This is a genomic window from Streptomyces sp. NPDC032721 (assembly GCF_055579625.1).
Genome location: NZ_JBVIMX010000020.1, coordinates 16,214 through 41,367 on the forward strand (window position 1 = coordinate 16,214; position 25,154 = coordinate 41,367).

The 25,154-nt window shown below is 71.6% G+C and carries 23 protein-coding genes and 1 tRNA gene; 13 read left to right on the forward strand and 11 right to left on the reverse strand.

The window, feature by feature from the left end; genetic code table 11:
- Positions 1-208: 208 nt before the first annotated feature.
- Positions 209-1,474, forward strand: coding sequence for a cytochrome P450 (locus tag ACZ5PB_RS33415; RefSeq protein WP_468696422.1), 1,266 nt, complete (start codon positions 209-211; stop codon positions 1,472-1,474).
- Here ACZ5PB_RS33415 and ACZ5PB_RS33420 read toward each other — a convergent pair.
- Entirely contained in the window at positions 1,471-3,015 is a 1,545-nt protein-coding gene (locus ACZ5PB_RS33420) for an RNA polymerase sigma factor (protein WP_468696424.1), read from the reverse strand. The genes ACZ5PB_RS33415 and ACZ5PB_RS33420 overlap by 4 nt on opposite strands.
- Positions 3,016-3,467: 452 nt before the next feature.
- Here ACZ5PB_RS33420 and ACZ5PB_RS33425 point away from each other — a divergent pair, with 452 nt between their 5' ends.
- From ACZ5PB_RS33425 to ACZ5PB_RS33435, 3 genes are read left to right on the forward strand one after another with little or no spacing between them, the layout of a single operon-like run.
- The gene (locus tag ACZ5PB_RS33425) at positions 3,468-4,223 is read left to right on the forward strand and encodes a (Fe-S)-binding protein (protein ID WP_468696425.1); all 756 of its coding nucleotides are present in this window, start codon (positions 3,468-3,470) and stop codon (positions 4,221-4,223) included.
- The gene (locus ACZ5PB_RS33430; protein ID WP_468696428.1) at positions 4,220-5,653 is read left to right on the forward strand and encodes a LutB/LldF family L-lactate oxidation iron-sulfur protein; all 1,434 of its coding nucleotides are present in this window, start codon (positions 4,220-4,222) and stop codon (positions 5,651-5,653) included. The genes ACZ5PB_RS33425 and ACZ5PB_RS33430 overlap by 4 nt, the downstream gene beginning before the upstream one ends.
- Complete coding sequence (locus ACZ5PB_RS33435) at positions 5,650-6,288, forward strand: LutC/YkgG family protein (RefSeq protein WP_468696431.1); 639 nt, start codon at positions 5,650-5,652, stop codon at positions 6,286-6,288. Before ACZ5PB_RS33430 ends, ACZ5PB_RS33435 begins: the two co-directional genes overlap by 4 nt.
- Before the next feature lie 68 nt (positions 6,289-6,356).
- On the opposite strand, the gene ACZ5PB_RS33440 is transcribed toward ACZ5PB_RS33435, so the two are convergent.
- The 3 genes from ACZ5PB_RS33440 to ACZ5PB_RS33450 form a co-directional block, all read right to left on the reverse strand.
- A complete protein-coding gene (locus ACZ5PB_RS33440) occupies positions 6,357-6,845 on the reverse strand; it encodes a DUF309 domain-containing protein (RefSeq protein WP_468696432.1) in 489 nt (162 codons plus the stop codon).
- Between the two features lie 84 nt (positions 6,846-6,929).
- A tRNA-Pro gene (locus tag ACZ5PB_RS33445) sits at positions 6,930-7,006 on the reverse strand.
- A 98-nt stretch (positions 7,007-7,104) separates the two neighbouring features.
- Positions 7,105-8,256, reverse strand: coding sequence for a mechanosensitive ion channel family protein (locus tag ACZ5PB_RS33450; protein ID WP_468696433.1), 1,152 nt, complete (start codon positions 8,254-8,256; stop codon positions 7,105-7,107).
- Positions 8,257-8,602: 346 nt separating this feature from the next.
- Here ACZ5PB_RS33450 and ACZ5PB_RS33455 point away from each other — a divergent pair, with 346 nt between their 5' ends.
- Positions 8,603-9,100, forward strand: a complete 498-nt coding sequence (locus ACZ5PB_RS33455; RefSeq protein WP_468696434.1) for a GNAT family N-acetyltransferase — start codon at positions 8,603-8,605, stop codon at positions 9,098-9,100.
- 202 nt (positions 9,101-9,302) lie between these two features.
- On the forward strand, positions 9,303-10,445 hold the full coding sequence (locus ACZ5PB_RS33460) for a serine hydrolase domain-containing protein (protein ID WP_468696435.1): 1,143 nt from the start codon (positions 9,303-9,305) through the stop codon (positions 10,443-10,445).
- Here the strand turns inward: ACZ5PB_RS33460 and ACZ5PB_RS33465 are convergent.
- Both ACZ5PB_RS33465 and ACZ5PB_RS33470 read right to left on the reverse strand, forming a co-directional pair.
- Entirely contained in the window at positions 10,411-11,790 is a 1,380-nt protein-coding gene (locus ACZ5PB_RS33465) for an MFS transporter (protein ID WP_468696436.1), read from the reverse strand. The genes ACZ5PB_RS33460 and ACZ5PB_RS33465 overlap by 35 nt on opposite strands.
- Positions 11,787-12,482 (reverse strand): ArsR/SmtB family transcription factor, encoded by a 696-nt coding sequence (locus ACZ5PB_RS33470; RefSeq protein WP_468696438.1) that lies wholly within the window; start codon positions 12,480-12,482, stop codon positions 11,787-11,789. The genes ACZ5PB_RS33465 and ACZ5PB_RS33470 overlap by 4 nt, the downstream gene beginning before the upstream one ends.
- Before the next feature lie 83 nt (positions 12,483-12,565).
- Here ACZ5PB_RS33470 and ACZ5PB_RS33475 point away from each other — a divergent pair, with 83 nt between their 5' ends.
- From ACZ5PB_RS33475 to ACZ5PB_RS33495, 5 genes are all read left to right on the forward strand, one after another.
- Complete coding sequence (locus tag ACZ5PB_RS33475; RefSeq protein WP_468696440.1) at positions 12,566-13,141, forward strand: GNAT family N-acetyltransferase; 576 nt, start codon at positions 12,566-12,568, stop codon at positions 13,139-13,141.
- A 94-nt stretch (positions 13,142-13,235) separates the two neighbouring features.
- A complete protein-coding gene (locus tag ACZ5PB_RS33480; RefSeq protein ID WP_468696442.1) occupies positions 13,236-14,024 on the forward strand; it encodes a GNAT family N-acetyltransferase in 789 nt (262 codons plus the stop codon).
- 146 nt (positions 14,025-14,170) lie between these two features.
- On the forward strand, positions 14,171-15,430 hold the full coding sequence (locus ACZ5PB_RS33485) for a metallophosphoesterase (RefSeq protein WP_468696444.1): 1,260 nt from the start codon (positions 14,171-14,173) through the stop codon (positions 15,428-15,430).
- Between the two features lie 126 nt (positions 15,431-15,556).
- Positions 15,557-16,366: a VOC family protein gene (locus ACZ5PB_RS33490; protein ID WP_468696445.1), complete on the forward strand. Its 810-nt coding sequence runs from the start codon at positions 15,557-15,559 to the stop codon at positions 16,364-16,366.
- A 121-nt stretch (positions 16,367-16,487) separates the two neighbouring features.
- Positions 16,488-17,129, forward strand: a complete 642-nt coding sequence (locus ACZ5PB_RS33495; RefSeq protein WP_468696641.1) for a C39 family peptidase — start codon at positions 16,488-16,490, stop codon at positions 17,127-17,129.
- A gap of 113 nt (positions 17,130-17,242) precedes the next feature.
- Here ACZ5PB_RS33495 and ACZ5PB_RS33500 read toward each other — a convergent pair whose 3' ends face one another.
- Together ACZ5PB_RS33500 and ACZ5PB_RS33505 are read right to left on the reverse strand one after the other, a co-directional pair.
- Positions 17,243-17,536, reverse strand: a complete 294-nt coding sequence (locus tag ACZ5PB_RS33500) for a DUF6355 family natural product biosynthesis protein (RefSeq protein WP_468696446.1) — start codon at positions 17,534-17,536, stop codon at positions 17,243-17,245.
- 191 nt (positions 17,537-17,727) lie between these two features.
- Positions 17,728-18,861 (reverse strand): MerR family transcriptional regulator, encoded by a 1,134-nt coding sequence (locus ACZ5PB_RS33505; RefSeq protein WP_468696448.1) that lies wholly within the window; start codon positions 18,859-18,861, stop codon positions 17,728-17,730.
- Between the two features lie 211 nt (positions 18,862-19,072).
- On the opposite strand from ACZ5PB_RS33505, the gene ACZ5PB_RS33510 reads away from it, so the two are divergent.
- Complete coding sequence (locus ACZ5PB_RS33510; RefSeq protein WP_468696450.1) at positions 19,073-19,906, forward strand: hypothetical protein; 834 nt, start codon at positions 19,073-19,075, stop codon at positions 19,904-19,906.
- A gap of 241 nt (positions 19,907-20,147) precedes the next feature.
- Here the strand turns inward: ACZ5PB_RS33510 and ACZ5PB_RS33515 are convergent, their stop codons facing one another.
- The 3 genes from ACZ5PB_RS33515 to ACZ5PB_RS33525 form a co-directional block, all read right to left on the reverse strand.
- Positions 20,148-22,112 carry an ABC transporter permease gene (locus ACZ5PB_RS33515; protein WP_468696451.1) on the reverse strand — a complete coding sequence of 655 codons (1,965 nt, stop codon included), beginning with the start codon at positions 22,110-22,112 and terminating at the stop codon, positions 20,148-20,150.
- A 159-nt stretch (positions 22,113-22,271) separates the two neighbouring features.
- Positions 22,272-23,066, reverse strand: a complete 795-nt coding sequence (modA, locus tag ACZ5PB_RS33520) for a molybdate ABC transporter substrate-binding protein (RefSeq protein WP_468696452.1) — start codon at positions 23,064-23,066, stop codon at positions 22,272-22,274.
- A gap of 139 nt (positions 23,067-23,205) precedes the next feature.
- Positions 23,206-23,601 (reverse strand): TOBE domain-containing protein, encoded by a 396-nt coding sequence (locus tag ACZ5PB_RS33525; protein WP_468696454.1) that lies wholly within the window; start codon positions 23,599-23,601, stop codon positions 23,206-23,208.
- A gap of 346 nt (positions 23,602-23,947) precedes the next feature.
- Here ACZ5PB_RS33525 and cqsA point away from each other — a divergent pair, with 346 nt between their 5' ends.
- Complete coding sequence (cqsA, locus tag ACZ5PB_RS33530) at positions 23,948-25,144, forward strand: alpha-hydroxyketone-type quorum-sensing autoinducer synthase (protein ID WP_468696456.1); 1,197 nt, start codon at positions 23,948-23,950, stop codon at positions 25,142-25,144.
- Positions 25,145-25,154: the final 10 nt, after the last annotated feature.

Sequence of the window (25,154 nt, forward strand, 5' to 3'; positions counted from 1 at the left end):
TCCCCTTAGAACACGCACTGTGGAACTTCGGGAAGGGGCGGGGAGGGGAGAAGCCCGCGCAGCGGAGCCCGCCCCACGTACCGCCCACGCCTGAGGCCGCGCCCCCCCCGCGCAGCGGACCCCCCACCGAGGCGAGCTCAGGCCCCCCGCCCCCTCTCCCCCCGAAAGGGCCTTCCGCAACCTCCACCCCCTCAGGCACGATGATCCCGTGGACTTAGCCGAACACCGCGCCCTCGACGCCTGGCAACGCGACCCCTACCCCCACTACGCCCGAGCCCGCTCCGCCGAAGGCCTCACCTTCGTTCCGGAGCTGGACGCCTGGCTCGTCGCCCGGGACGCGGACGTCCGCGAAGTCCTCCGGCGTCCCGAGGACTTCTCCTCGGCCAACTCCCTGCGCCCCGACGTCCACCCCGGCCCCGCCGCCCTCGCCGAACTCGCCAAGGGCCTCGGTGGCCACCGCACCGTCGTCACCTCCGACGGCGACACCCACCGCCACTACCGCGCCCCGCTCAACCGCGGCCTCTCCACGGCACGGGTCAACGCCGTCCTCCCGTACGCCACCGCCCGCGCCGGGCAACTCCTCGACGCCTTCGCGCCGCACGGGCACGTCGAGCTGATGGGGGAGTACGCCGAGAAGCTGCCCGGTGACGTCGTCTGCCGCCTCCTGGGTATCGACGAGGCCGACGCCCGCACCGTCGTGCACGGCGGCCGGCGTGCCGAGGAGATGCTGTTCCGGCCCCTCCCGGAGGAGGAACAGGCCGCCGCGGCCCGCGACGTCGTCACCCTCCAGCACCTGCTGGACAACTACGTCCGCGACCGCCGCGCCCACCCCCGCGACGACCTCATCTCGACCATGACCGCCGCCCTGGTTCCCGGCACCGGCGACCTCACCCGCGAGCAGCGCGGCGAAATGGTCTCCCAGTTGCAGAACCTGCTCCTCGCGGGGCACCTCACGACCACCGCGCTCATCGGCACGGCGTTCCTGCACCTGCTGAGCGACCGCGCCCAGTGGGAGCTGCTGTGCGCGGAACCGGACCGGATCCCGGCCGCGGTCGACGAGGCCGTCCGTCACGACACGCCGCTCCAGGGCTTCCGCCGCCTCACCACCCGTACGGTGACCCTCTCCGGCACCGAACTTCCCCCCGGCACCGCCGTGTTCGTCGCGTACGGATCCGCCAACCGCGACCCGCACCAGCACCGGGACCCCGACACCTTCGACATCGCCCGCCACGACCAGGCCCGCCACGTCGGCTTCGGCCACGGCACCCACGGCTGCCCGGGCTCCCAGCTCGGGCGCGCCCAACTCCGCATCACCCTGGAGCTGTTCAGCCGCAGGCTTCCCGGTGTGGCCCTGGCGGACATGCGCCTGGGGCGAGCGGCGGACCAGCGGGCCGTCATGCGACCCACTCTGATCCACCGCTCGCCCCAGGCACTGCACCTGTCCTTCCCGGCCGAGCAGCCGGGCCGGTTCTAGTCCAGGTAGTCGCGCAGCACCTGCGAGCGCGACGGGTGACGCAGCTTCGACATCGTCTTGGACTCGATCTGACGGATGCGCTCACGCGTCACCCCGTAGACCTTGCCAATCTCGTCCAGCGTCTTGGGCTGGCCGTCCGCCAGACCGAAGCGCATCGAGACGACGCCCGCCTCGCGCTCGGAGAGGGTGTCCAGGACCGAGTGCAGCTGCTCCTGGAGGAAGGTGAAGCTGACCGCGTCGGCCGGAACCACGGCCTCCGAGTCCTCGATGAGGTCACCGAACTCGCTGTCGCCCTCCTCACCGAGGGGCGTATGCAGCGAGATGGGCTCACGGCCGTACTTCTGGACCTCGATGACCTTCTCGGGGGTCATGTCGAGTTCCTTGGCCAGCTCCTCCGGGGTGGGCTCGCGGCCCAGGTCCTGGAGCATCTGGCGCTGGACGCGGGCCAGCTTGTTGATGACCTCGACCATGTGCACCGGGATACGGATGGTGCGGGCCTGGTCGGCCATGGCGCGGGTGATCGCCTGGCGGATCCACCACGTCGCGTACGTCGAGAACTTGAAGCCCTTGGTGTAGTCGAACTTCTCGACCGCGCGGATCAGACCGACGTTGCCCTCCTGGATGAGGTCCAGGAAGAGCATGCCGCGGCCGGTGTAGCGCTTGGCGAGGGAGACCACGAGACGGAGGTTGGCCTCCAGGAGGTGGTTCTTGGCGCGGCGGCCGTCCTCGACCAGGATCTCCAGCTCGCGACGGAACTGCGGGGTGAGCTCGCCGTCGCCCGCGCCTTCCTCGTCCTCCAGCTTGTGCTCGGAGAAGAGACCGGCCTCGATGCGCTTGGCCAGCTCCACCTCCTGCTCGGCGTTGAGGAGCGGCACCTTGCCGATGAGCTTGAGGTAGTCCTTGACCGGGTCGGCGGTGGCGCCGGCGACCGCGACCTGCTGCGGCGGCGCGTCGTCCTCGTCCTCGTCGGACAGGACGTAACCGGCGGTGCCGGGCTTGGGGGTCTCCTCTTCCTCCTCGCCGTCACCCGCCCACTCGTCCGTCTGCTTCTTCGCCGCGGTCTTCTTCGCCGCGGTCTTCTTGGTGGCGCGCTTCTTCGGAGCGGGCTTGTCCGCGGCGGCCGAGGCCGACGTCTCGTCGAGCTCGTCGTCCGGAGCGGCGCTCACGGTCTCGGCGACGGCGGCCTTGGCGGCGGTCGTCGTCTTCTTGACGGCGGCCTTCTTGGCCACGGTGCGCTTCGCGGCGGGCTTGGCCTCACCGGTCGCGGCAGCGGTCTTCCGCGGGGCGCGCTTGGCGGCCTTCGCGGGCTTGGCGGCAGCGGCCGCCGTCACCATCAGCGTCACACCCTCTTCGTCGAGGACCTGGTTCAGGCTGCGCAGGACCCGCTTCCACTGATCGACGGGGATGCTGTCCGCTTCGAAGGCATGGCGAACGTCGTCGCCATTGATGTGGCCCTGGTCCCGGCCGCGCTCGATGAGCGAGACCAAGGACGGCGATTCGGCGATCTCCTGTGGGAACGGGCGGGACGGACTGAGCGACACGAAGAGCCTCTCGTAGCGAAAAATACAAGTGTGATGGCGGGAGCGAGGCCGCAGCCGGCCTCTTGGTGGAGCAGGAAGGCCGGCTGCGCGACGGCACCTGTCGGTTCATCGCGCGCCCGCGCTGTTTCGTTACGCCTTTTCCAAAGTGACCTGAGCCACTCTTGTCGCCCCGGTCCGGCCCCGTCGTACGAGGAGCCCTCCCGGCAGCGTGACGACCCGGTGTGCGGGGCGCCCCACGGGGCGAGTTGAATCCCCAAGGGTACCCCCGGGTGACATGTCTCCCCCTGGTCGGAGTCCGTCGCCCTTATTTCGCCCTCCCAGGTGAGTCGCGGTGGGCCGTACAGCGGATCCGCCCCCCCTCCGGCCGCCCTGGCCGACCTTGATCGATCAAGGCCGTGCGATCTTGATCGCCGCCCTATCGGGACGGCCCTCACCCGCATATCCTCCGACCTATGCGCGTCGCACTCTTCGTCACCTGCGTCAATGACGCAGTCTTTCCGGCCACCGGGGTCGCCGTGGTCAAGCTCCTGGAGCGGCTCGGCGTCACCGTCGACTTCCCCGCCGCACAGACCTGCTGCGGGCAGCCGCAGTACAACACCGGCTACCGCCGCGACACCGAACCCCTCGTCCGCAGGACCGCCGCCGCCTTCGAGGGATATGACTGCGTGGTCACCCCCTCCGGTTCCTGCGCGGCCATGATCCGCGACAACTATCCCCGGATCGGGCGGCTCCAGACCAAGGAGGGCAGGGGCTCCGACCTCTCGCGGGCCGCCGGATCGCTGGTTCCCAGAACGTACGAGCTGACCGAGTTCCTGGTCGACGTACTGAAGGTGACCGACGTCGGCGCGTACTTCCCGCACACCGTGACCTACCACCCGTCCTGTCACGGACTGCGCATGCTCGGTCTCGGTGAGCGCCCCCGCAAACTGCTCGAAGCGGTGAAGGGGCTGGAGCTGAAGGAGCTGCCGGGGGCCGAGGAGTGCTGCGGCTTCGGCGGGACCTTCGCCGTGAAGAACTCCGATGTTTCCGCCGCGATGGGCGAGGACAAGATCCGTAACGCCACCTCCACCGGAGCCGACTTCCTGTGCGGTGCCGACAACTCCTGTCTGATGCACCTGGGCGGCATGCTCCGCCGCCAGGAGGCCCCGATGCGCGCGCTGCACCTCGCCGAGATCCTGGCGAGCACCGAAGAGGAGCCCCTGCTGTGAGCGGTACGTACCTCGGCATGCCGTCCTTCCCCCGGGCGGCCCGCACCGCCGTCCAGGACGAGACGCTGCGCGCCAATCTCCGGCACGCCACCCACACCATCCGCGACAAACGCGCCAAAGCAGTTGCAGAGCTGGACGATTGGGCTGAACTGCGCGAAGCAGGCAAGCAGCTCAAGGACCGCACCCTGCGCCACCTCGACACCCACCTCCTCCAGTTGGAGGAGGCCGTCACGGCGGCGGGCGGCACCGTCCACTGGGCGGCCGACGCGGCCGAGGCCAACCGCATCGTCACCGACCTGGTCAGGGCGACCGGCGAGCGCGAGGTCGTCAAGGTCAAGTCCATGGCCACCCAGGAGATCGGCCTCAACGAAGCCCTGGAGGCGGCGGGCATCGCCGCCTACGAGACCGACCTCGCCGAGCTCATCGTCCAGCTCGGCGACGACCGCCCCTCGCACATCCTGGTCCCGGCCATCCACCGCAACCGGGGCGAGATCCGCGAGATCTTCACCCGCACGATGAGCGAATGGGGCCGCCCGGCCCCCGACGGCCTCACCGACAACCCCGCGGACCTCGCCGACGCCGCCCGCCTCCACCTCAGGGAGAAGTTCCTGCGCGCCAAGGTCGGCATCTCCGGCGCGAACTTCATGGTCGCCGAGACCGGCACCCTCGTCGTCGTCGAATCGGAGGGCAACGGCCGCATGTGCCTGACCCTGCCCGAAACCCTGATCTCCGTGGTCGGCATCGAGAAGACCGTGGCCAGCTGGCAGGACCTCGAAGTCTTCCTCCAGACCCTGCCGCGCTCCTCCACCGCCGAGCGCATGAACCCGTACACCAGCACCTGGACCGGTACCACGGACGGCGACGGACCGCAGACCTTCCACCTGGTACTCCTCGACAACGGCCGCACCGACGTCCTGGCCGACGAGGTCGGCCGCCAGACCCTGCGCTGCATCCGCTGCTCGGCCTGCCTGAACGTCTGCCCGGTGTACGAGCGGGCCGGCGGCCACGCGTACGGCTCGGTCTACCCCGGCCCCATCGGCGCCATCCTCACCCCCCAATTGCGTGGTACGACGACGGAGTTGGACGCCTCCCTCCCCTTCGCCTCCTCGCTCTGCGGCGCCTGCTACGAGGTGTGCCCGGTGGCCATCGACATCCCGGAGGTACTGGTCCACCTCCGCGAGAAGGTCGCCGACCAGGGCGGCAAGGGCCACCGGCTGGAAAAGGCCGCGATCAAGGCGGCCGGCTGGGTCCTCAACCACCCCGCGGCCCTGACCGCGGCCGAACGGACCGCATCGCGCACCCGCAAGCTCCACCCCAGGAAGCTGCCCAAGCAGCTCCCCGGCGGCGCCGCCTGGACCAACACCCGAGACCTCCCCGACATGCCGGCCGAACCGTTCCGCGACTGGTGGAAGAGGACCCACGCATCATGAGTACGACCAGCCGCGACCGGATCCTGGCCCGTATCCGTCACGCCGTCGCCGACGCGCCCGAGGTGCCGCCGGTCACCCGCGCGTACGCCACCAGCCACACCCCCGACGACCCGGCGGTGATCCTCGACCTGCTCCACGAGAACCTCGCCGACTACCGGGCGATCGTCCACCGCACCACGGAGAGAGGCCTCGCCCCCCTCCTCGCCCGCCTGCTCGCCGAACGCGGCTCCTCCTCGGTCCTCGTCCCGCCGCAACTCCCCCCTCACTGGCTCTCCGAGACCGCCGTCACCCGGGTCGAGGACCGTCCCGACCTGACCCCGGCCGAGCTCGACGAGGTGGAGAGCGTGGTCACCGGCTGCGCGCTCGCCATCGCGGAGACCGGCACGATCGTCCTGGACGGCGGCCCCGACCAGGGCCGCCGCCGCATCACCCTGGTCCCCGACCACCACCTCTGCGTGGTCCGCACCCCGGCACAGCTCGTCGCGTCCCTGCCGCAGGCCATGCCCCGCCTGGACCCGACCCGCCCACTGACATGGATCTCGGGCCCGTCGGCGACGAGCGACATCGAACTGGACCGGGTGGAGGGCGTCCACGGCCCCCGCACCCTGGAGGTCGTCCTCCTCACCGCCGAGTGACCGCACGGGCGACTGACCGCACCGGCGCCGGGCCGGGGGGCTGGGCGGGACTGGGCTGGGCGGGCCCCTCACTCCCCGCCCAGCTCCGGCCCCTCGCGTGAGGCGTCCACCACGGCCCCCGCGTCCACCCGGTCCGCCAGCCCGCCCGCCCAGCGGACCAGGCCGGCGAGGTCGAGGCCGTGGGACGGCGCCCGGTGCGCGGAGCGGTACGCGGTCAGTCCCGCCGATCCCCGCCTCAGGAGCCTCGCGCCGCCCGCCGAGTTCCCGCGCGCGGCATGCGTCAGGCCGACCGCCAGCTGCGCCATGGCCCGCCACAGGGCGGCCTCCTCCTCGGGGCCCGACTTCCACGCGTCCTCGAAGACCTCGTGCGCATGGAACGGCATCCCCGCGTCCAGCAGCCGCTGCGCCTCGCGCACCGTCTCGGCGGGGGAGCGCACCACGCCTTCCGGCTGCCGCTCCACCCCGGGGGTCCCGTACGGCAGCGGGCGTCCGAGCCCGTCGCGGGGGCGGGCATTGCGCGCCCGCCCTTCGTCATCGCGGTCCCGCTTCATGTCCATGCCCACCATTGTGGTGCCGACCGACAGAACGCGGAAAAGGCCGTATCAGATTTCTCTGATACGGCCTCCGACCTGCGAAAACGCTGGTCGGGACGACAGGATTTGAACCTGCGACCCCTTGACCCCCAGTCAAGTGCGCTACCAAGCTGCGCCACGTCCCGGTGCGCGCTGACCTGGGGTTTCCCCTGGCTGAGCGCGCATGAGAACAATACCGCACCCTGAGGGTGAGTCCGAACCGCCTCCTCCCGGATCCCTCGGATCAGGAGGACGGCCGGACCGGAGCGTCTTCCGGGGGAGGAGAAGCCGCCGCGGCGGCGCCCCGCTGCCGGGGGATGCCCGGCGTCACCTTGGCCAGGACGTCCTGCGGGTGCCCGCCCGGCTGCTCGCCCTGCACCACGGTCACGTTCCGCGCCGGGGCCGGCACCCGGATGCCCTCCGCCAGGTACCGCTGGTGCAGGCGCTTGATGAACTCATGTTTGATCCGGTACTGGTCGCTGAACTCCCCGACCCCCAGGATCACCGTGAAACCGATGCGGGAGTCCCCGAAGGTGTGGAAGCGGACGGCGGGCTCGTGCTCGGGCACCGCGCCGGTGATCTCCCGCATCACCTCCTCGACGACCTCCGTCGTCACCTGCTCGACCCGCACCAGGTCACTGTCGTACGACACCCCGACCTGGACGTTGATCTGGAGCTCCTGCTCGGGGCGGCTGAAGTTGGTCATGTTCGTCCCGGCGAGCTGGACGTTCGGGATGATCACGAGGTTGTTGGAGAGCTGGCGCACGACCGTGTTGCGCCAGTTGATGTCGACGACGTACCCCTCCTCACCGCTGCTGAGCTGGATGTAGTCACCGGGGCGGACCGTCTTGGAGGCCAGGATGTGGACGCCCGCGAAGAGATTGGCGAGCGTGTCCTGGAGAGCCAGGGCCACGGCCAAACCGCCCACGCCCAGTGCCGTCAGCAGCGGGGCGATGGAGACCCCGAGGGTCTGGAGCAGCACCAGGAAGCCCATGGCCAGCACCACCACGCGCGTGATGTTGGCGAAGATGGTCGCCGACCCGGCCACGCCGGACCGCGACTGCGCCACGGACTTCACCAGGCCGGTGGTGATCCTGGCCGCCGTGACCGTGCCCGCCAGGATCAGGATCGCGGTCAGTACGCGGTTGACGTTCTGCCCGGTGCGCTCGGTCAGCGGCAGTACGGCGGCGGCGACGGCGACGCCCGCCGAGACCGCCGCGACCGGGATGAGGGTCCGTACGGCGTCCACGATGACGTCGTCACCGGTCCACCGGGTGCGGCTGGCGCGCTCGCCCAGCCAGCGCAGGACCATCCGCAGCAGGACCGCCGCGAGGAAACCGGCCGCCACTGCGATTCCGGCGAAGATCAGATCGCTGAGTTCGAGGGATCGCTCCATCAGTGGGACCCCCGGGGACTCACGGAGTGCGGCCGATGGCCACATCGCGACGGTCTGGGGGAGAAGTACCCCTGGGGGCGGCATATGTGAGGTGTCGTCACCTTGGTCCCTGCTCATTCCGGGTTGTGCGGTCACGCCGGGACACGGGCGTGCCTCCGACGCGAGCGTCATCCTGCCGCATGGATACGCCCCGGACTCCCGCCGCCCCCGTCGGATACCACGTCACCCTGCCACCCCGTCACCCCGTCACCCCCGACGGTCACCCCGTTGTCCGCTTCCGGGTGGGGCGGCGGGCGGAGGCCGGGCCGCCCGCGGATCGCGCGGCTCGGCATCGTACGGTTCCGGCATGATTCCCACGCTTCGTCTGGCGGAGATAACCGTCGACAACCTCGATGCCGCGCTCGCCCTGGAAGTCCGGCCGGACCAGGCTCATTTAGTGGCGCCCGTCGTGAAGTCCCTCGCCGAGGCGTACGTACACGGGGAGCAGGCGTGGCCCCGGCTGGTGCTCGACGGCGAGCGGCCCGTCGCCTTTCTGATGGCTTTCTTCGACGTCGACTTCGCGGAGCCCTCCACGGGCGAGGGCAGTGCCGACGGCGGTGACGGCGTGCCCGACCTTCGGTCCGGGCTCTGGCGGCTGAATGTCGCCGCCGGTGAACAGGGGCGGGGATACGGCCGGTTCGCGGTCGGCGCCGTGGCCGACGAGATACGCCGCCGTGGCGGCACGCGCCTCGTCGCCTCCTGGGATCCGGGGGAGGGCGGCCCCGGAGGGTTCTACCTGGGGCTCGGCTTCCGGCTCACGGGGGAGGACAGTGAAGGCGAAGTGATCGGCGAGCTCGCACTCTAGCCAGAGGGTGGGGCTCGGCGAGGTGGGTCGCTGAGGTCCCTTCCGGGGAAATCCGCTGGTGGCGGTGGGGCGGGCGCACATAGCGTGACGCTGTCGGCAGGGCGGGGCGGAGTGGGTTCCTCGCCCGTACTCGCGTATCCGGGTATCCGCGTATCCGCACATCCGCGAACCGCCGACTGCCACCGACGAGAGAGACCGCATCATGCAGCACCACGGCTGGGCCGACGAGCGTTTCGGCGCCGTCGCCGACACCTTCGCCCGCAACTTCGAGGACTTCGACGAACTCGGCGCCGCCGTCACGGTGTTCGCCGGTGGACGCAAGGTCGTCGACCTGTGGGGCGGTACCGCAGACGCCGTGACCGGCCGCCCGTGGCAGGAGGACACGATCGTCCCCGTCTTCTCCTGCGCCAAGGGAATCGTCTCCCTCTGCGTCCATCTCCTGTCCCAGCGGGGCGAGTTGGACCTCGACGCGCCAGTGGCCCGCTACTGGCCCGAGTTCGCGCGCGAGGGCAAGGAGGGGATCACCGCACGCATGGTCCTCGGCCACCGGGCCGGGCTGCCCGTCCTCGACCTCACCCCGTCCTTCGACGAGATCACCGAATGGACCCCGGTGATCCGTGCGATCGAGGCCCAGGAGCCGCTCTGGGCGCCCGGCACCGCCTACGAGTACCACGCCCATGTCTTCGGCTTCCTGCTCGGCGAGCTGGTCCGACGGATCACCGGGCTCACCCCGGGCGCGTACTTCCGCAAGGCCGTGGGCGACCCGCTCGGCCTGAGCTGCTGGATCGGTCTGCCCGCCGCCGAAACCGGCAGGCTGGCCAGGCTGGCCGAGGCCGAGGGGCGGCCCCCGATGCCAGGCCCCGAGCATCTCCTCACCCGTATGGTCACCATGAACGGCGCCTTCGCCTTCCCCGGCCTGGACGCACCGCACGGCTGGAACGACCCCGCCCTGCTGGGCGCCGAGATCCCCGGAGCGGGTGCGGTGGCCTCGGCGCGCGGACTGGCCGAGCTGTACGCCGCCGCCGCGACCGGCATCGACGGCGGGACCCGGCTGCTCACGCGGGAGACCGTCACCGATGCCGTACGGGAGCAGTCGGCGGGGGAGTCGTGGCTGGGCTTCGACGCGGGCGCGCGCTGGGGGTCCGGCTTCCTGCTCGACTCGCCCTTCCGGGCCACCCTGGGCGCGCGCAGCTTCGGGAACGACGGAGCGGGCGGGCAGTTCGGCTTCGGGGACGACGAGTTCGGGGTGGGCTTCGGCTATGTCGCCAACCGGATGATCGGCCACGGCGACGCCAGGGCCGGGCGGCTCGTCACGGCTGTACGGGAGTGCCTGGCGCGGGCGTAGCCACCGGCACGGGACCGCCGTCGGTGCCGACGCCGACGGCGGCTTTGGCCGTGGCAGGGGCCGCGACCCCGACCGGGCGGCGTGCCCACAGCAAGGCGCCCGCGAGCATCGCGACGGATCCGACCAGCCAGGGAAGCGGACCCAGCGGCAGGGAGGCCAGCAGCAGCCCGGTCACCGAGAACGACAGCTGAACCGCCAGGGACTGTACGGAGAGGGCGGTCGCGCGGACCGAACTGGTGACGCGCTGGTGCAGCAGGTCGTTCTCGTTGGGGCCCGACGCGCCGATGCCGAGGTAGAACAGGGCGAAGCCGAGGGCCGCGAGCGCCAGCGCGAACGGCCCGGCGGACGGCGCGGTGACGGCGAGCAGCAGCAGGCCGATGGCGCCGACGCCGGTCCCCGCCAGGACGGCCCGTTCGCTGCTGCGGGTCAGCCGGGCGGCCAACGGTGCGAGGGAGGCACCGAGCCCCGCCACCGCGAACCCGGCGCAGGCCAGTACCGCGTACAGCACCGCACCCGACTCCGAGGCGCCGGTGAGGAGGGCGGCCCGGCCGGGGGTCAGCAGTTCGACGGCGGAGAATCCGACACCGTTGACCGCAGCCGTTACCAACACCCGACGGACCGTCACTTCGCTTGTGCCCAGGCGTATTCCGCCGAGAACGGTGGCCGGGACGCCGTGCAGGACGCCGCGCAGGGTGGCGGGTGCGCGCGGGGGCTCGCGCAGGGCGGTCAGTACGTACAGCGCGAAGCAGCTCATGACGGCCGCGCTCAGCAGCATGGGCACGGACAGCGGGACCACCAGACCGCCGGTGGCGTCGGACAGCCGGGAGCCGAGGCCGGGGACCAGGCCGATGAGCCACGGCACCGCGCCGCCGACCAGGGTGCCGACCGCCAGTCCCATGCTCTCGGCGGAGCTGCCCCGGGAGAGCCCGGTGCGCAGATCGGCGTCCGGACCCGCGTGGGCGTGGACGGTGTCGACGTACCAGGCCTCGGCGGGACCGCTGGAGAGTGCCCGTGCCGCCCCCATCAGCATCAGGCCGAGGAGGAGCAGCCCGTACGACGTGCTGAGTGCCTGGAGGGTGAAGGCGGCGATGCTGAGCAGCCCGGAGGCGACCAGTACGAGACGGCGGCCGAGTACGTCGGAGAGCCCGCCGGTGGGGAGTTCGAGCGCGGCGGCGGTGAGGGAGTGGGCGGTGAAGAGCCCGGCGACCGCCGTCAGGCTCAGGCCGCGATCGGTGAAGAGCAGGATCGCCGGGGCGATGGCCAGGCCGGCCGGCAGCCAGAAGAGCAGGGTGACGGTGAAGTAGCGGCGCCGGGCGGTGCGCAGGACGGCGGCTGTGTCGCTCATGCGGCACTGTCAGGGGTCTCGGCGGTGGCGTCGTCGGCAGGAGTTCCGGCAGGAGTCCGAGCCGGAGTCTCGGCAGAGGCGGGCGCGGCAGGCGGATCGGAAGGTGCGAGCGGCAGTAGCGCGGCGAGGATGACGACCTGCTCGGCCGCCGGATTTCCGGCGTCCCGCGCGGCCAGCTCCGTCAGCTTGGCGTCGAAGGCCTCCCTCAGCTCCGTCAGTGAAGCCGGGGTGAGGCGGTTCATCGCGTCGGAGATCCCGGCCGGTTCCAGCCATTCGGACCCGAGCCGTCCGTCGGTGATGTCCGCCTCGTGCTGCACGAGGGTGCGCTCCAGGTGCTCCAGCTGCCTCCTGCGCATGTACGTGACGAAGGAGCGGCCGTGCGGGGTCGCTTCCATGTCCTCGTTGGTCCAGGTCGTGACGGAGTGCACCGAACGCCAGCGCCGCTCCCGTGCGTCCCGGTGCTCGGCCTCCTCGACGAACCGGTACTTCGCCAGCACGCGAAGGTGGTAGCTGGTGGAGGCGGACGACTCGCCGCTGCGCGCGGCCAGCTCGCTCGCGGTGGCGGGGCCGAACTGACGGAGGAATCCCAGGAGTTGGATGCGCAGGGGGTGGACGAGGGCCTTGAGTGCCGCCGCGTCCCGCTCGGGGTCGAGGACGCGCCGGTGCTCTGTGGAGTGCTCTTCGCTGACCATGCCCGGAGCCTAGAACCATCGGAGGACTTTCCAAAAGTAGTTTTGCAGAATTTCTTTGGGGAAGTTCTGGGTAGAGTCCGGGCATGCGCATCTACGGGTCCGAACTGGCGGCTGTGACACCAGAGTTGATCGACGTCTACACCGAGGTCTTCACCGCCCCGCCCTGGAACGAGGGCCCGGGCGCGGCCAAGGAATTCGAGGACCGGCTCGTCGGCACGGACCGGCTCCGCCCCGGATTCCTCGCGGCCGTCGCCACCTCGGACGCCGGTGTGGACGGCTTCACCACGGGCTGGACCACGCCCGATCCCTTCCCGGGCGAGCGCTCCTACGGCCGGGTCGCCGCCCAGCTGGGCCCCCGCCGGGTGGCCGAGCTCCTCACGGGCGTCTTCCAGATCGACGAGCTCGCGGTACGGGAGCGGGCCAGGCGCACCGGACTCGGCCGCCGCCTGCTGGACGCCGTACTGGAGGCCGCCGCCCCCGACGGACGTGCCTGGCTGCTCACGCAGCGCACGGCGACGGACACGGTCGCCTTCTACCGGCGGTGCGGCTGGCACGAGGTCGTACCGCTGCCTGGAACGGTCGGCGCGGAGGGCGGGAACGTCGTCGTCTTCCTCGCACCGGGCCACCCGGGCGCCGAAGCGGCCGGGGACATCACGTAAGCCCTCTGGTCCTGGGCGCGCCCGACGGTGTGCGCACCGGAAGGGGCCGGAAAACCGCAGGTGCCGCACGGTTCGCTCCGCATAGGCTCCCGTTATGCCGCAGCATCCCGAACTTTCCCGGATCCTTGCCTTCCTGATCGCCTACGACCGGCGCAGGGCGAGCCGCATCACCGAGGTACCCGGCGGGTTCGCCGTGTTCGACGACGCGTTCCCGGTCTCGCACGGCGACAACCACCTCGTCGTCCCCGGCCCGCTCGACGCCCCCGGCAGCCTGCCTGCACTCGCCGACCAGGCACTCGGCCACCTGTCGCACCGCACCGTCTACCTGTACGACGAAGCGACCGGCGCGGCCAGCAGGGACGCGATGGCCCGGGCCGGGTACGAGCACTCCGAGAACCTCGTCATGCTGCACACCGGCAACTCCGCCCCGGACGCCGACCGGCCCCCGCGAGAGGCGCAGTCCATCGGCCTCGACGACTTCCGGGCGCCGCTCGCCGACAGCATGCGGGGCTTCCTGCCGCACGTCGGCGCCGAGGTGATCCGCCAGCTCGTCGACCGCCGCGAGGCCCGGCGCCGGGGCGCCGACACCGTCCACTTCCTCGCCTCCCGTACGGAGAAGGGCGAGGTCGCCTCCTGGGCCGACCTCTATCTCGACCCGGCGGAGGGCATCGCCCAGATCGAGGACCTGGTCACCGCCGACGCCCACCAGCGTGCCGGGCACGCCGACGCGATCGTGGCCACCGGACTGCGGATGGCCGCCGAAGCGGGCTGCCCGACCCTCTTCCTGATCGCCGACGCGCAGGACTGGCCGCGCCACTGGTACGCGCGCCGCGGCTTCGAGGTCATCGGCCGCTGGCACAGCTTCGAACGCGACCCCAACTGACCCGCCGGACCGCCCCACCGCACGCCACCCCACCCCGCACTGCCGCCCGCCCAAGCCCACTCGTACACACATTCCCCTCGACACCTCCGCCGGCTGTTCGCTCTATCGACGCCCTACCTACCGGTCACTTGTGGGAAAACCCATCCATGTGCGATGACGAACTGATCCCGCCCACGGCGGACCTGACCGAAGAGCAGTGGCTGCGGGCCGACCCGGAGCTGGCGGACGGGCCGGTGGGCGAGCGCGTCCGGGCCATGAGCGCGGTGCGGCGGCGGGCCCTGCTGGGTGGAGCGGTGGCCGGTGCGGCGCTCGCCGTGCTGCCCGGCGGCGGCACCGCCGAGGCCCGTCCGGCGGGGGAGTCGCGCGGTGGCGCCCCGGACCCGGCGAGGGCGGCCGCGGAGAAGTACCCCTTCCCCGAACACCCCAACGCGGCGGGCGAGTTCACCGTACTCATCACCGGCGACGCGGGCACCGGCGAGGAGGCCCAGCACGCCGTGGCCGCCGCCGCCCGCGAGATCTGCCGCACCGAGGGCATCAGCCTGGCTGTCGGGCTCGGCGACAACATCTACGAGAACGGCCCGGAGTCCGACCACGACTCCGAGTTCCGGACCAAGTTCGAGGACCCCAACACCGGGATCGACATCCCGTGGCTGATGGTCCTCGGCAACCACGACTGCTCCGGGCTGCTCCCCGGCAGCGGCGGCGACCCCTCGCGCGGCGACCGCGAGGTCTCGTACGCCAGGTCGTCCCGGCGCTGGTACATGCCGAGCCGCTACTACAGCGCGGCCCTGCCCGCGGGCGGCACCGCCCCGCTCGTCGAGTTCTTCGCCCTGGACACCAACCCGGTCGCCTCCACGGTCACCCAGCTCGACCCGCACTACCAGTGGGACGGCCCGTACATGCGCGCCCAGCGCGAATGGCTCGACGGTGCGCTGGCCGCGTCCGGGGCCCGCTGGAAGGTGGTCCTCGGCCACCACCCGTACCTCAACAACGGCAAGCACGGCAGCGCCGGTTCGTACGACGGCTTCATCGTCGGCCACTACACGCGCGGCATCCACCTCAAGGAGCTGTACGAGGAGGTGGTGTGCGGACGCGCCGACCTGATCCTGTCCGGCCACGACCACACCCTCCAGCTCCTGGAGCCCACCGCCCGCACGGCGGGAACCCGGCAGATCGTCTGCGGAGCCGCCGCCAAGTCCGGTGACGGAAGGGCGCATTCCAGCCACCCGGCGACCTGGCAGAACTTCTCCGACCACGGCTTCATGGTGCTCAGGGTCTCCGAGCAGGCGATGACCGTGGACGCCTACACGGTCGACGTCGCCACCAGGACCGCACGTCTCGCCCACCGGACCAGGACCACGTCCCCGCTCACCCCGCAGCGCACCCCGGCGGGCGCCCGGAGCTAGGGCGAGGACCGGAGGAATCCGGTCGATGCTTTTCGGCACATGTGTGCGAATGACCCGCAGTTGCGAGGACCTTGCGCGTACAGTCCGGCGGGAGCTCCGATACACAAGTGACGAGGAGTGTCCCCCGTGACATCCGTGGTTCAGCACATCACCTTCGGCTGCCCCGATCCGTACGAGCCGTACGAGATCGCCGAGTTCTGGAGCGCGGCGCTGGGCCGGGCCGTCGACGGGCTGGACGCGCCCGGCGACGACAAGGTCGCCCTGGCGGAGGGCGCGGGACAGCCGGACCTGCTGTTCGTACGGACCGCGGAGAAGAAGTCGGAGCGCAACGGTGTCCTCCTCAGCCTCCGGCCGGAGGGCACCCGCGACGAGGAGGTCCGGCGGCTGACCGCGCTCGGCGCCACCGTCGTGGACGATCCGGCGGGGAGCGCGTGGGTGCTCCTGGCCGACCCGGCGGGCAACCAGTTCCGGGTCGGCGCGGGGATGCGGGAGGGGGCGGGCGCGGACCTGTTCCCGGTGACCGGTGCGGCTGGCGTGGGCGGTGAGATCCCGAACGCCGTCGTGCTGCGCCGTACGGACGAGGGCTACCAGGGCGTACAGGGCGGCATCTTCACCCAGGGCGTCTCCGCCGAGACCGTCGACACCCACGCCCTCTGCCTCCACGAGGTGCGGATACCGCCCCACACCCGGGGCGAACCCCACGTCCACGCGGGCCACGAGTCGGCGATCTACATCATCAGCGGACGCCACGAGATCCACCACGGCGCGGGGCTCGCCGCCCGCGACGAACTCGGCCCGGGCGACATGGTGTTCATCCCGGCCGACACCCCGCACATGCCGGTCACCGGCGACGAGCCCGTCCACTGCATCGTCGCCCGCACCGACCCGCGCGAACAGGAGTCCGTCCACCTGCTGGCGGACGCGCTGCGCGGCTGACGGGGGCAGTGCCGACAAGGCGCCCCGGGCACGCCCCGCCCGGGGCCGCATAGCAGAATGCGGCCCCATGCCCGTGAACAGCACCACGCCCGTGAACTGCACCACGCCCGCCGCCGTGACCATGCCCGGCCCCGCGATCGCGACCGTCCGGCACCCCGTCCCGTACTTCTCGCAGTGGGCGTCGCCCGAGCTGGTCCCCGCGATCCTCTCGGGCGAACTGCCCGCCACCCAGGACCCGTTGTGGCGCGAGTACGGGGCCGCCACGCCCGAGGAGTACGACTGGTGGTCGTGGCGGCTGTGCGGCATGGCCTGCCTGCGCATGTGCCTCGCGCACTGGGGGCAGCCCGTGCCCACCGCCATGGAACTGGCCGCCGCGTGCGAGGCGGCCGGGGCCTACGTACGCCGGGAGGACGGCGGGCTCGACGGGCTGATCTACGCGCCGTTCGCCCGGTACGTCGAGGCGAACTGGCCGCTGAGCGCCGAGTGCCGCCGCGACCTCCCCATCGAGGAGATCCCTCAACTGCTGGCTGGTGGAAGCCTTTTGATGCTGTCCGTGCACCCGGACGTCCGGGCCCGGCCCGAGGAGGACCCGCCGCACAAGGGCGGTCACCTCGTGCTCGCGGTCGGCGCCACCCCCGAGGCCCTGCTCATGCACAACCCATCGGGTTTCCCCGGCCACTCGCAGGAGTTCGCCGCCGTCCCGTGGGCCGACCTGGACCGCTTCTACGCGGGACGGGGCGTGGTCCTCGGGGCGGCGGCGTAGGCCGTTCGGGCCTCGTACCGAGCAGCCGGGCATGGGTGCGGGCCCGGGAACTGCCGTCCCGGGCCCGCCTCTTCATGGGGTGATCATGCGTGCGGGCCGCCGCCCGCAGCCGATCAGCAGGTGCGTCCGGCGTAGTACGCACCGTCGATCTTGCCGGACGAGCCCAGCCAGGTCTCGCCCGGAGCGACACAGCGCTCGTAGTCGGGGCCCCAGACCTCGACCTTGATCACGACTCGCGAGCCGTCGCCCGTGCAGTGGTTGTAGAAGGCGTCGCTGCCGGTTTCGTAGAACCCGCACGGGTTCATGATCGCCCCGGTCGTGGTGGGCACGGCGGACGCCGCCGTGGCCGTGCCGAGGAGGAGGGCGACCGCACCGACGGCGGCCAGCAGGGAACGGTGGAAGCGCATGAGGAAACTCCTTGTGGAAAGGCCGGAACAACGGGTGCGGGGCGGGAGGAGGGGCGGAAGCCGGGGGGAACACGGCGCCGAGCGCCGAACTCGTCCCCGACCGTCCCTGCTCGTCCCCGCACCCGCAGACCATCGCGCCCCGGGCGACGCCCGGACACGCGCGCTCCCTCCCACGGGTGATTCAGGGACGGTCAATTCCCTGAATGGAGCACGTCCGCGATCACGCAGCTGACGTTGTCGGGGCCGCCGGAGGCGTTCGCACGCGAGACGAGTTCGCTTACCGCCGCGTCCGGCTCCTCGCCCGCCGCGAGGACCTCACGGATCACCTCGGTCGGCACGACCGCCGACAGTCCGTCGGAGCAGAGGAGGTAACGGTCCCCGGGCAGGACGTCCCGCAGCTGGGTGTCGGCGACCGCGGGCGCATCCGCGTCGCTGCTCAACACCCTGGCCAGCATGGCCCGTTGGGGGTGCGAAGCGGCCTCGGCCGGAGTCAGGCGTCCTTCGTCGACCAGCGACTGCACCATGGAGTGGTCGTGGGTGATCTGGAACAGCCCGCCGTCACGGAGCAGATACGCGCGCGAATCCCCTATGTGGACAAGGGCCAGCTGCGAACCGGTCCACAGCATCGCGGTGAGCGTGGTGCCGGCCGCTCCTCCTCCTGCCCCTTCTGTCCCTCCTATCCCTCCTGTCCCTCCTGTTCCTTCTGACTCCGTTGCCTGCCCGGCCACACCGTGCACCGCGCGCCTCGCCTCCTCGACGGCCTCCTCCAGTGCGTTGAGCAGGCTGCCCGCCGGAAGGCGGGCGCTCTCCAGCCGCTTGAGTACGTCGACGGCGGCGGCCCCGGCGGGCGCCCCCGCCGCCCCGTACCCGTCGGCGACGGCGAACAGCCGCCCGCCGGCGTAGGCGGTGTCCTGGTTGGTCTCCCGTACCAGACCGGTGTCGGACAGGGCGGCGTAACGGATCTCCAGGTTCGGTGCGGTGCTCATGACGGTTTCCTCCCGTGCCAGGTGACCGATCAGGAAGGAGGCGAGATCCCGGCGGGCGGCGGTGTCGGACTCGACCTGCGCCCAGTACGCCCGCACTTCTCCGGCCGCACCGGACGCGTCCAGCGCACAGACGTGCCGTATCCGGGCCAGCGGCATGCCCAGCCTGCGCAGCCAGGCCACCAGTCGCGCCCGGTCCAGCTGTTCGGGTGCGTAGAGGCGGTAGCCGGAGACAGGGTCGACGCGGGCGGGCGTGAGCAGCCCGAGCTCGTCGTAGAGCCGGAGGGCCTTGGGCGAGAGCCGGGAGGCCTTGGCGAAGGCGCCGATGGTCAGGAGTGTCATGCGGTTCCCCCGATTCCGGTGCTGGTGCTGGTGCCGGTGCCGGTGCCGGTCCTGGTGTTTGTGTGGTGTTCTGCCATGCCGGGATTTCTCGTGCTCGTTCCTTCTCGCACCGGGCGTGCTGCCCGGTACCGCCGATGCTGGGGCTTGCCCCAAGGGGAAGGTCAAACCCTCACCCCTTAGGGTGAACGTCCATCACCCGAGGAGTCCCGCCGTGCCCGTCCGCCCCCGCCTTCTGTACGTCACCGACCTCAGCTACCCGGCCAGGGGCCGCCGCTACTGCGACGAGGACATCGCCCTCTCCGCACGGCTGCGCGCGGACTTCGACATCGCACTGTGCCACCCGCTGGACGCGGCGTCCCTGATGGGTGCCTTCGACGCGGTGGTGGTCCGCAATTCCGGCCCCGTACTGCACTACCAGCAGGAGTACGAGGCCTTCCGCGCCCGTGCCCTGCGCGACGGCACCCTCGTCTACAACCCGCTCAGCGGCCGGGCCGACATGGCGGGCAAGCAGTACCTCGTCGACCTCACCGCCACCGGCCACCGGGTCATCCCCACCGTCGACACTCCCGAGCACCTGGACGCGCTGCCCGTCTGCGAGGAGTACGTGGTCAAGCCGAAGGCGGGAGCGGACTCGGTCGGGCTGCGGTTCGTGCCGCGCGGGCGGGTGGCGGACCTCGATCGCGGTGGTGCGCTTCTGATCCAGCCCCGGATCGATTTTCTGTATGAGGTCTCCTTCACCTTCATCGACGACGCCTTCCAGTACGCCCTGCATGCGCCGGACCCCGAGCGGCGGTGGGAGCTCGTTCCTTACGAAGCCAGTGAGGAGGATTTGGAGTTCGCGCGGGCGTTCATCGACTGGAACACCCTTGAGCACGGCATCCAGCGGGTGGATGCGTGCCGGACGCGGGAGGGTGAGCTGCTGCTGGTCGAGCTGGAGGACCTCAACCCGTACCTCTCGCTGGACAGGCTGCCGGGGGAGGAGGGGCGGGAGGCGTTTGCCGCGGCGCTGGCGGGGTCGCTTCATCGCTTCTTGGACGCGAGGTAGCGGGAGCGCGTCTGAGGCGGGCGGGGTCGCGCCTGCGGCGGGCGATGCCCCTCCCCGCCCCTTCCCTAAACCGCTCCGCGGGGCCAGGGGTTGTTAGCAGCGGGTCGAGTGTGGTTGCTCGCGCAGTTCCCCGCGCCCCCAGGCACCCAGGGGCGCGGGGAACTGCGCGGCCAGCCACAAACAACCCGCACATGACCACCGGCCGTGGCCGGGCCCGCCACCTGACCACCCACCCCCGCACCTAGAGCGCGACCACCGTCACCTCCGTCGCCTTCACACTCGTCCAGACCTCCGCCCCGTCCACCAGCCCCAGCTCCGCCGCCGCCTGCGGCGTGACCTCGGCCACCAGGTCCGGGGCCTCCTCCGAGGCGATCAGCAAGCGCAGGCGGCTGCCGCTGGCGGTGACCTCCCTGACGGTTCCCGGCCAGACGTTACGAGGGCTGCCGCCCGGGCGCTCCCGGTGCACCGACACCGCCTCGGGCGCGATGATGGCGAGCGCCTCCGTGCCGTCGGCCGGGGGGTCCGCGACCACCAGCAGGCCGCCGCCGGGGAGTTGCAGCGTGCCCTTCGCCGCCGTGCCCTGCCACGCGTTGCGGCCGAGCATCCGGGCCACCCACGGCGAACGCGGGTGCCGGGCGACCTCCGTGGGCGGGGCGTCCTGGAGCACCGCGCCCTCGTCCAGGACCAGGATCCGGTCGGCCAGCGACACCGCCTCCACCGGGTCGTGCGTGACGATCAGGCACACCCCGCCGAACCCCTCCAAGTGCCTGCGCAACGTGTGCCGCACCCGGGCCCTGGTCGTCTGGTCCAGGGCGGACAGCGGCTCGTCGAGCAGGAGCAGCCGGGGGCGGGACGCCAACGCCCTCGCCAGCGCGATCCGTTGTGCCTGGCCGCCGGAGACCTCGGCGGGCTTGCGGTGCGCCAGCGCGCCCACTCCCAGCCGGTCCAGCCACTCCTGCGCACTGCGCCTCGCCTCGGCGCGCGGCACTCCCCGGGCGCGCAGCCCGTACGCCGTGTTGCCCAGCGCGCTCATGTGCGGGAACAGCGCCCCGTCCTGCGGCACCCACGCGACCCCCCTGCGGTGCGGCGGCAGGTCCGTGACATCGGTGCCGCCCAGCCGCAGCGGCGATGCGGCGGCACGTGAGGTCAGGCCCAGGAGGGCGCGCAGGAGGGTGGTCTTGCCCGCTCCGTTGGGTCCTACGACGGCGACGGTCGTGCCCGCCTCGGCGTCCAGGGCGAGCCGGTTGAATCCGGTGACCTCGGTGGAGAGGGACCACCCCTCGCCCGGTGGGAGCACCGGTTCCGGCACCTGCGCCCGCACCACCGACGGTTCGGGCTCCGGGGGCACCGTGCCGCGCCGCTTCGCCGTCTGCGGCGTTCCCGTCCAGCGCCCGCGCAGCGCGATCAGCACCCCCATCGCGATGGCGAGCAGCAGCAGCGACACCGAGGTCGCCGCCTCCGGCTGCTCCTGAAGCAGCAGGTACACCTGGAGCGGCAGGGTCTGCGTCGTGCCCGGCAGGTTCCCGGCGAAGGTGATCGTCGCGCCGAACTCGCCCAGCGCCCGCGCCCAGGTGAGCGCCGCCCCCGCGATCAGCCCCGGCGCCACCATCGGCAGCGTCACCGTGAAGAACACCCGTACCGGCGAAGCCCCCAGCGAGGCCGCCGTCTCCTCGTACCGGGGACGCAGTCCGCCCAGCGCCCCCTCCAGGCTGATCACCAGGAACGGCATCGCGACGAACGTCGCCGCCACCACCGCCCCCGCCGTCTGGAACGGCAGCGTCACCCCGAAGGTGTCCTCCAGCCACGGCCCCAGCACCCCCCGCCGCCCGAATGCGAGCAGCAGCGCCACCCCGCCCACCGTCGGCGGCAGCACCATCGGCAGCAGCACCAGCGACCGTACGACCGCCTTGCCGGGGAACTCCGTCCTGGCCAGCAGCCAGGCCAGCGGCACCCCCAGCAGCAGCGAGAGGCCCAGCGCCCAGAACGACACGAACAGGGACAGCTTGAGCGCCTCGACGACCTCAGGGCTGGAGAGGTGCGTGCCCAGTTCCCCCCAGGAGGTACGGGCAAGGATCCCGATCAGCGGCAGCAGCAGGAACGCCACTGCCAGCAGCGCCGGGACCGCCAGCGCCACGGGAGCACGGCGTCCGGCGGTGCGGGCGCGGGGGAGGGGACGGGGGTGGGAGGGGAGGCGGGGGCGTTTCATCGGGGGTCCTGGGGTCGTCGGGGGTGCGAGGCCGGCCGGAGCCCCGGTCTCGCCGGTGCTGCCGGCCTTCACTCTCGTACGTCCGCAGGGGTACGACGTGCACCGCGCGCCGGGGCGGACGGGCCCCGGCGTGCGGCGTCCCGGGGGGGGGAGACGGTGCTACGGCTTCTGGAAGCCTGCGGCCTGGAGGATCTTCTGTGCCTCCGGACCGGCCAGCCACTTCACGAACCCGTCCGCCGCCGACGCGTTCCCGGACGTCCTGAGCGTGGCGGCCGGGTAGTCGGCCACCGCGTTCTGCGCGTCCGGGATCTCGACGGCGTCGACCTTGTCGGTGGCCGTGGCGGCGTCCGTCCTGTAGACGAGCCCGGCGTCCGCCTCGCCCAGTTCGACCTTGCTGAGCACGGCCCGGACGCTGGGCTCCTGCGACACCGGCTTCACGGTGAGCTGCTGCGCGTCCAGGATCTTCTTGCTGTACCGGCCGACCGGCACCTGGGGCGCCGCGAGGACGACCTTGAGGTCGCTGCCCGTGAGGTCCTTCAGCGCGGTGATCTTCTTCGGGTTGCCCTCGCCGGTGGCGATGACGAGCCGGTTCTTGGCGATGACGGCCGGTGTGCCGGTGTCGGACCTCAGCCCGTCCATCGTCCTGCGGTCGGCGGTGACCAGGGCGTCGGCGGGCGACCCGTTCTTGACCTGCGAGGCCAGCTCCTGCGAGCCCGCGAAGGAGAAGGTCACCTTGGTGCCGGGGTGCGACTTCTCGTACGCGGCGCCCGCCGTCTTGAAGACATCGGTGAGGGATGCCGCGGCCAGCACGGTCAGCTTGACCCGGGGGGACGCCGCGCCGGCCGGCTCGTCCTTCTTCTTGTCCGTACCGCCTCCGCAGGCGGCGAGCGGCACGAGCAGGGCGGCGGTCAGGACGGCGGAGGCACTGCGGCGTCCGGCGACGGGGATCTTCACGGGGGACAACTCCTAGCGGGCAGGAAAGCTGCGCGAGGTGGAACAGCTGCGCAGGGCATGTCAACTGCGCAGGGCGGAACGGTGGTGCGGCAGCACACCACGGGCGGGCGGATCCGTACCGGTCAGGTGCGGCCACCGGTCAGGTGCGGTCGATGTGCACGCTCGTGGACTTCACGCGGGCGGTGGCCTGCATGCCCACCTCAAGGCCCAGCTCCTCGACGGCTTCCCGGGTGAGGAGCGAGACGAGTCTGTGCGGGCCGGCCTGGATCTCGACCTGCGCCGCCACGTCGCCCAGCTTCACCGCGGTGACGATGCCGGGAAAGGCGTTGCGGGCCGAGGTGTACGAGGACTCCTCCTCGCCGGTGCCGCTCTGTGCGACCTCCACGGAGAAGGCGGCGAGATCACGGCCGTCGATGAGCCTGCGCCCGCTGTCGTCGCGATGGGTCGCTACCCGGCCCGCGTCCGCCCAGCGGCGGGCGGTGTCCGGGCTGACGCCGAGCAGGCGGGCCGCCTGGCCGATTGTGTAGGACTGCATGTGCGGCAAGATAATCCAATTAATGGTGCATCTGCAAAGGTCTGTGCGAATTGACATCGCAGATACCAGCAGCGTAGGAGGAATACCCGAAGGGATTCCCTTGCGCACCCATGGGGGTGAAGTCCCGGCGGGCACTGCTCCAGGAACGTTTCTGCAGATATGCCTCTGAACTGCAACGATCATTCATTTGCAGGGCATTTGGACATATGTCCGATGGATCGCTTGGTGCATGCCTAATCCTTTTCGCCCCTAAAGTCTTGCCGATCCCGTCAACCACTGCGCAGCCGGTGCACTCGTACCGGTCGGCGAATCGCGTCAGTGGACCCGACAATCCGTGCGAGGTGTGATGTCCGGCGAACTCTCCTCCCTCCCCGAGCGGTTGAAGGCATGGCAGCTCCGGCAGGCGAGCTGGGGCGGTCCCCTCTACCGGGGCCGTGCGACCCCGAGGAGCACCGACCTCACGCTCATGTCCAACGACTACCTGGCGGTCGGCGGTCACCCGGACGTGCTGGACGCCCAGGTACGAAGCCTTCGCGACCAGGGCAACGGCGCCCTGATGTCGGGGGTCTTCACCGGTGACACCGACCCGCTGCGCCACCTCGAAACCGCACTCGCCGACTGGCTCTGCGCACCGGCCGTCATGCTCTGCCAGTCGGGCTGGTCCGCCAACGTCGGCCTGATCCAGGCCATTTGCCCGCCCGGCGCCCCCGTCTACATCGACGAACTCGCCCACGCCTCCCTCTGGGAAGGCATCGCGGCCGCCCGCGCCGTCGCCCGCCCCTTCGCCCACAACGACACCGAGCACCTGGAGCGCTCCGTCCGGCAGTACGGCCCCGGCCTGATCGCCTTCGACACGCTCTACAGCGTCACCGGCGACCGCTGTCCGCTCCTCGAACTCGCCGTCGTCGCCCGCCGCACCGGCAGCGAACTCATCGCCGACGAGTCCCACACCCTCGGGGTCCTCGGCTTCCGGGGCGCCGGACTGGTGGACGAACTCGGTCTGACCGACCGGGTCGCCTACCGTACGGCCAGCCTCGCCAAGGCCTTCGCGGGCCGCGCCGGGCTCATCGCCTGCGCACGGGAGGTCGCGGACTACCTCCCGTACCACTCCCTCGGCGCGGTCTTCAGCTCCACCCTGCTGCCGCACGACGTGGCGGGCCTGGCCGCCGCGCTCGGCGTACTGGCCACCGCCGACGACCGCAGGAAGCGGCTCGAACTCAACAGCCGGCTGCTGCGCGACGGACTGACCGCGCTGGGCTACCGCGTCGCCCCGAGCGAGAGCCAGATCATCCCCCTCCAGCCCGGCACCGAACCGGGCGTCCGCCGCCTCCAGCAGGCACTGGACGCCCGAGGCGTGTTCGGCGCGGCCTTCGTACCGCCGTCCGTGCCCACCCGGCGTTGCGTCCAACGGCTGTCGGTGCACAGCGAACTCACCGACGCCGACCTTGAGCGGATCCTGGACGCCTGCGCGGCCGTACGGGACGAAGTCGGCCTGCGCGACTGGAAGTCCACCCGCCGCCAGGCCGCCGCCGCCCAGTACTGACCCCGGCGCC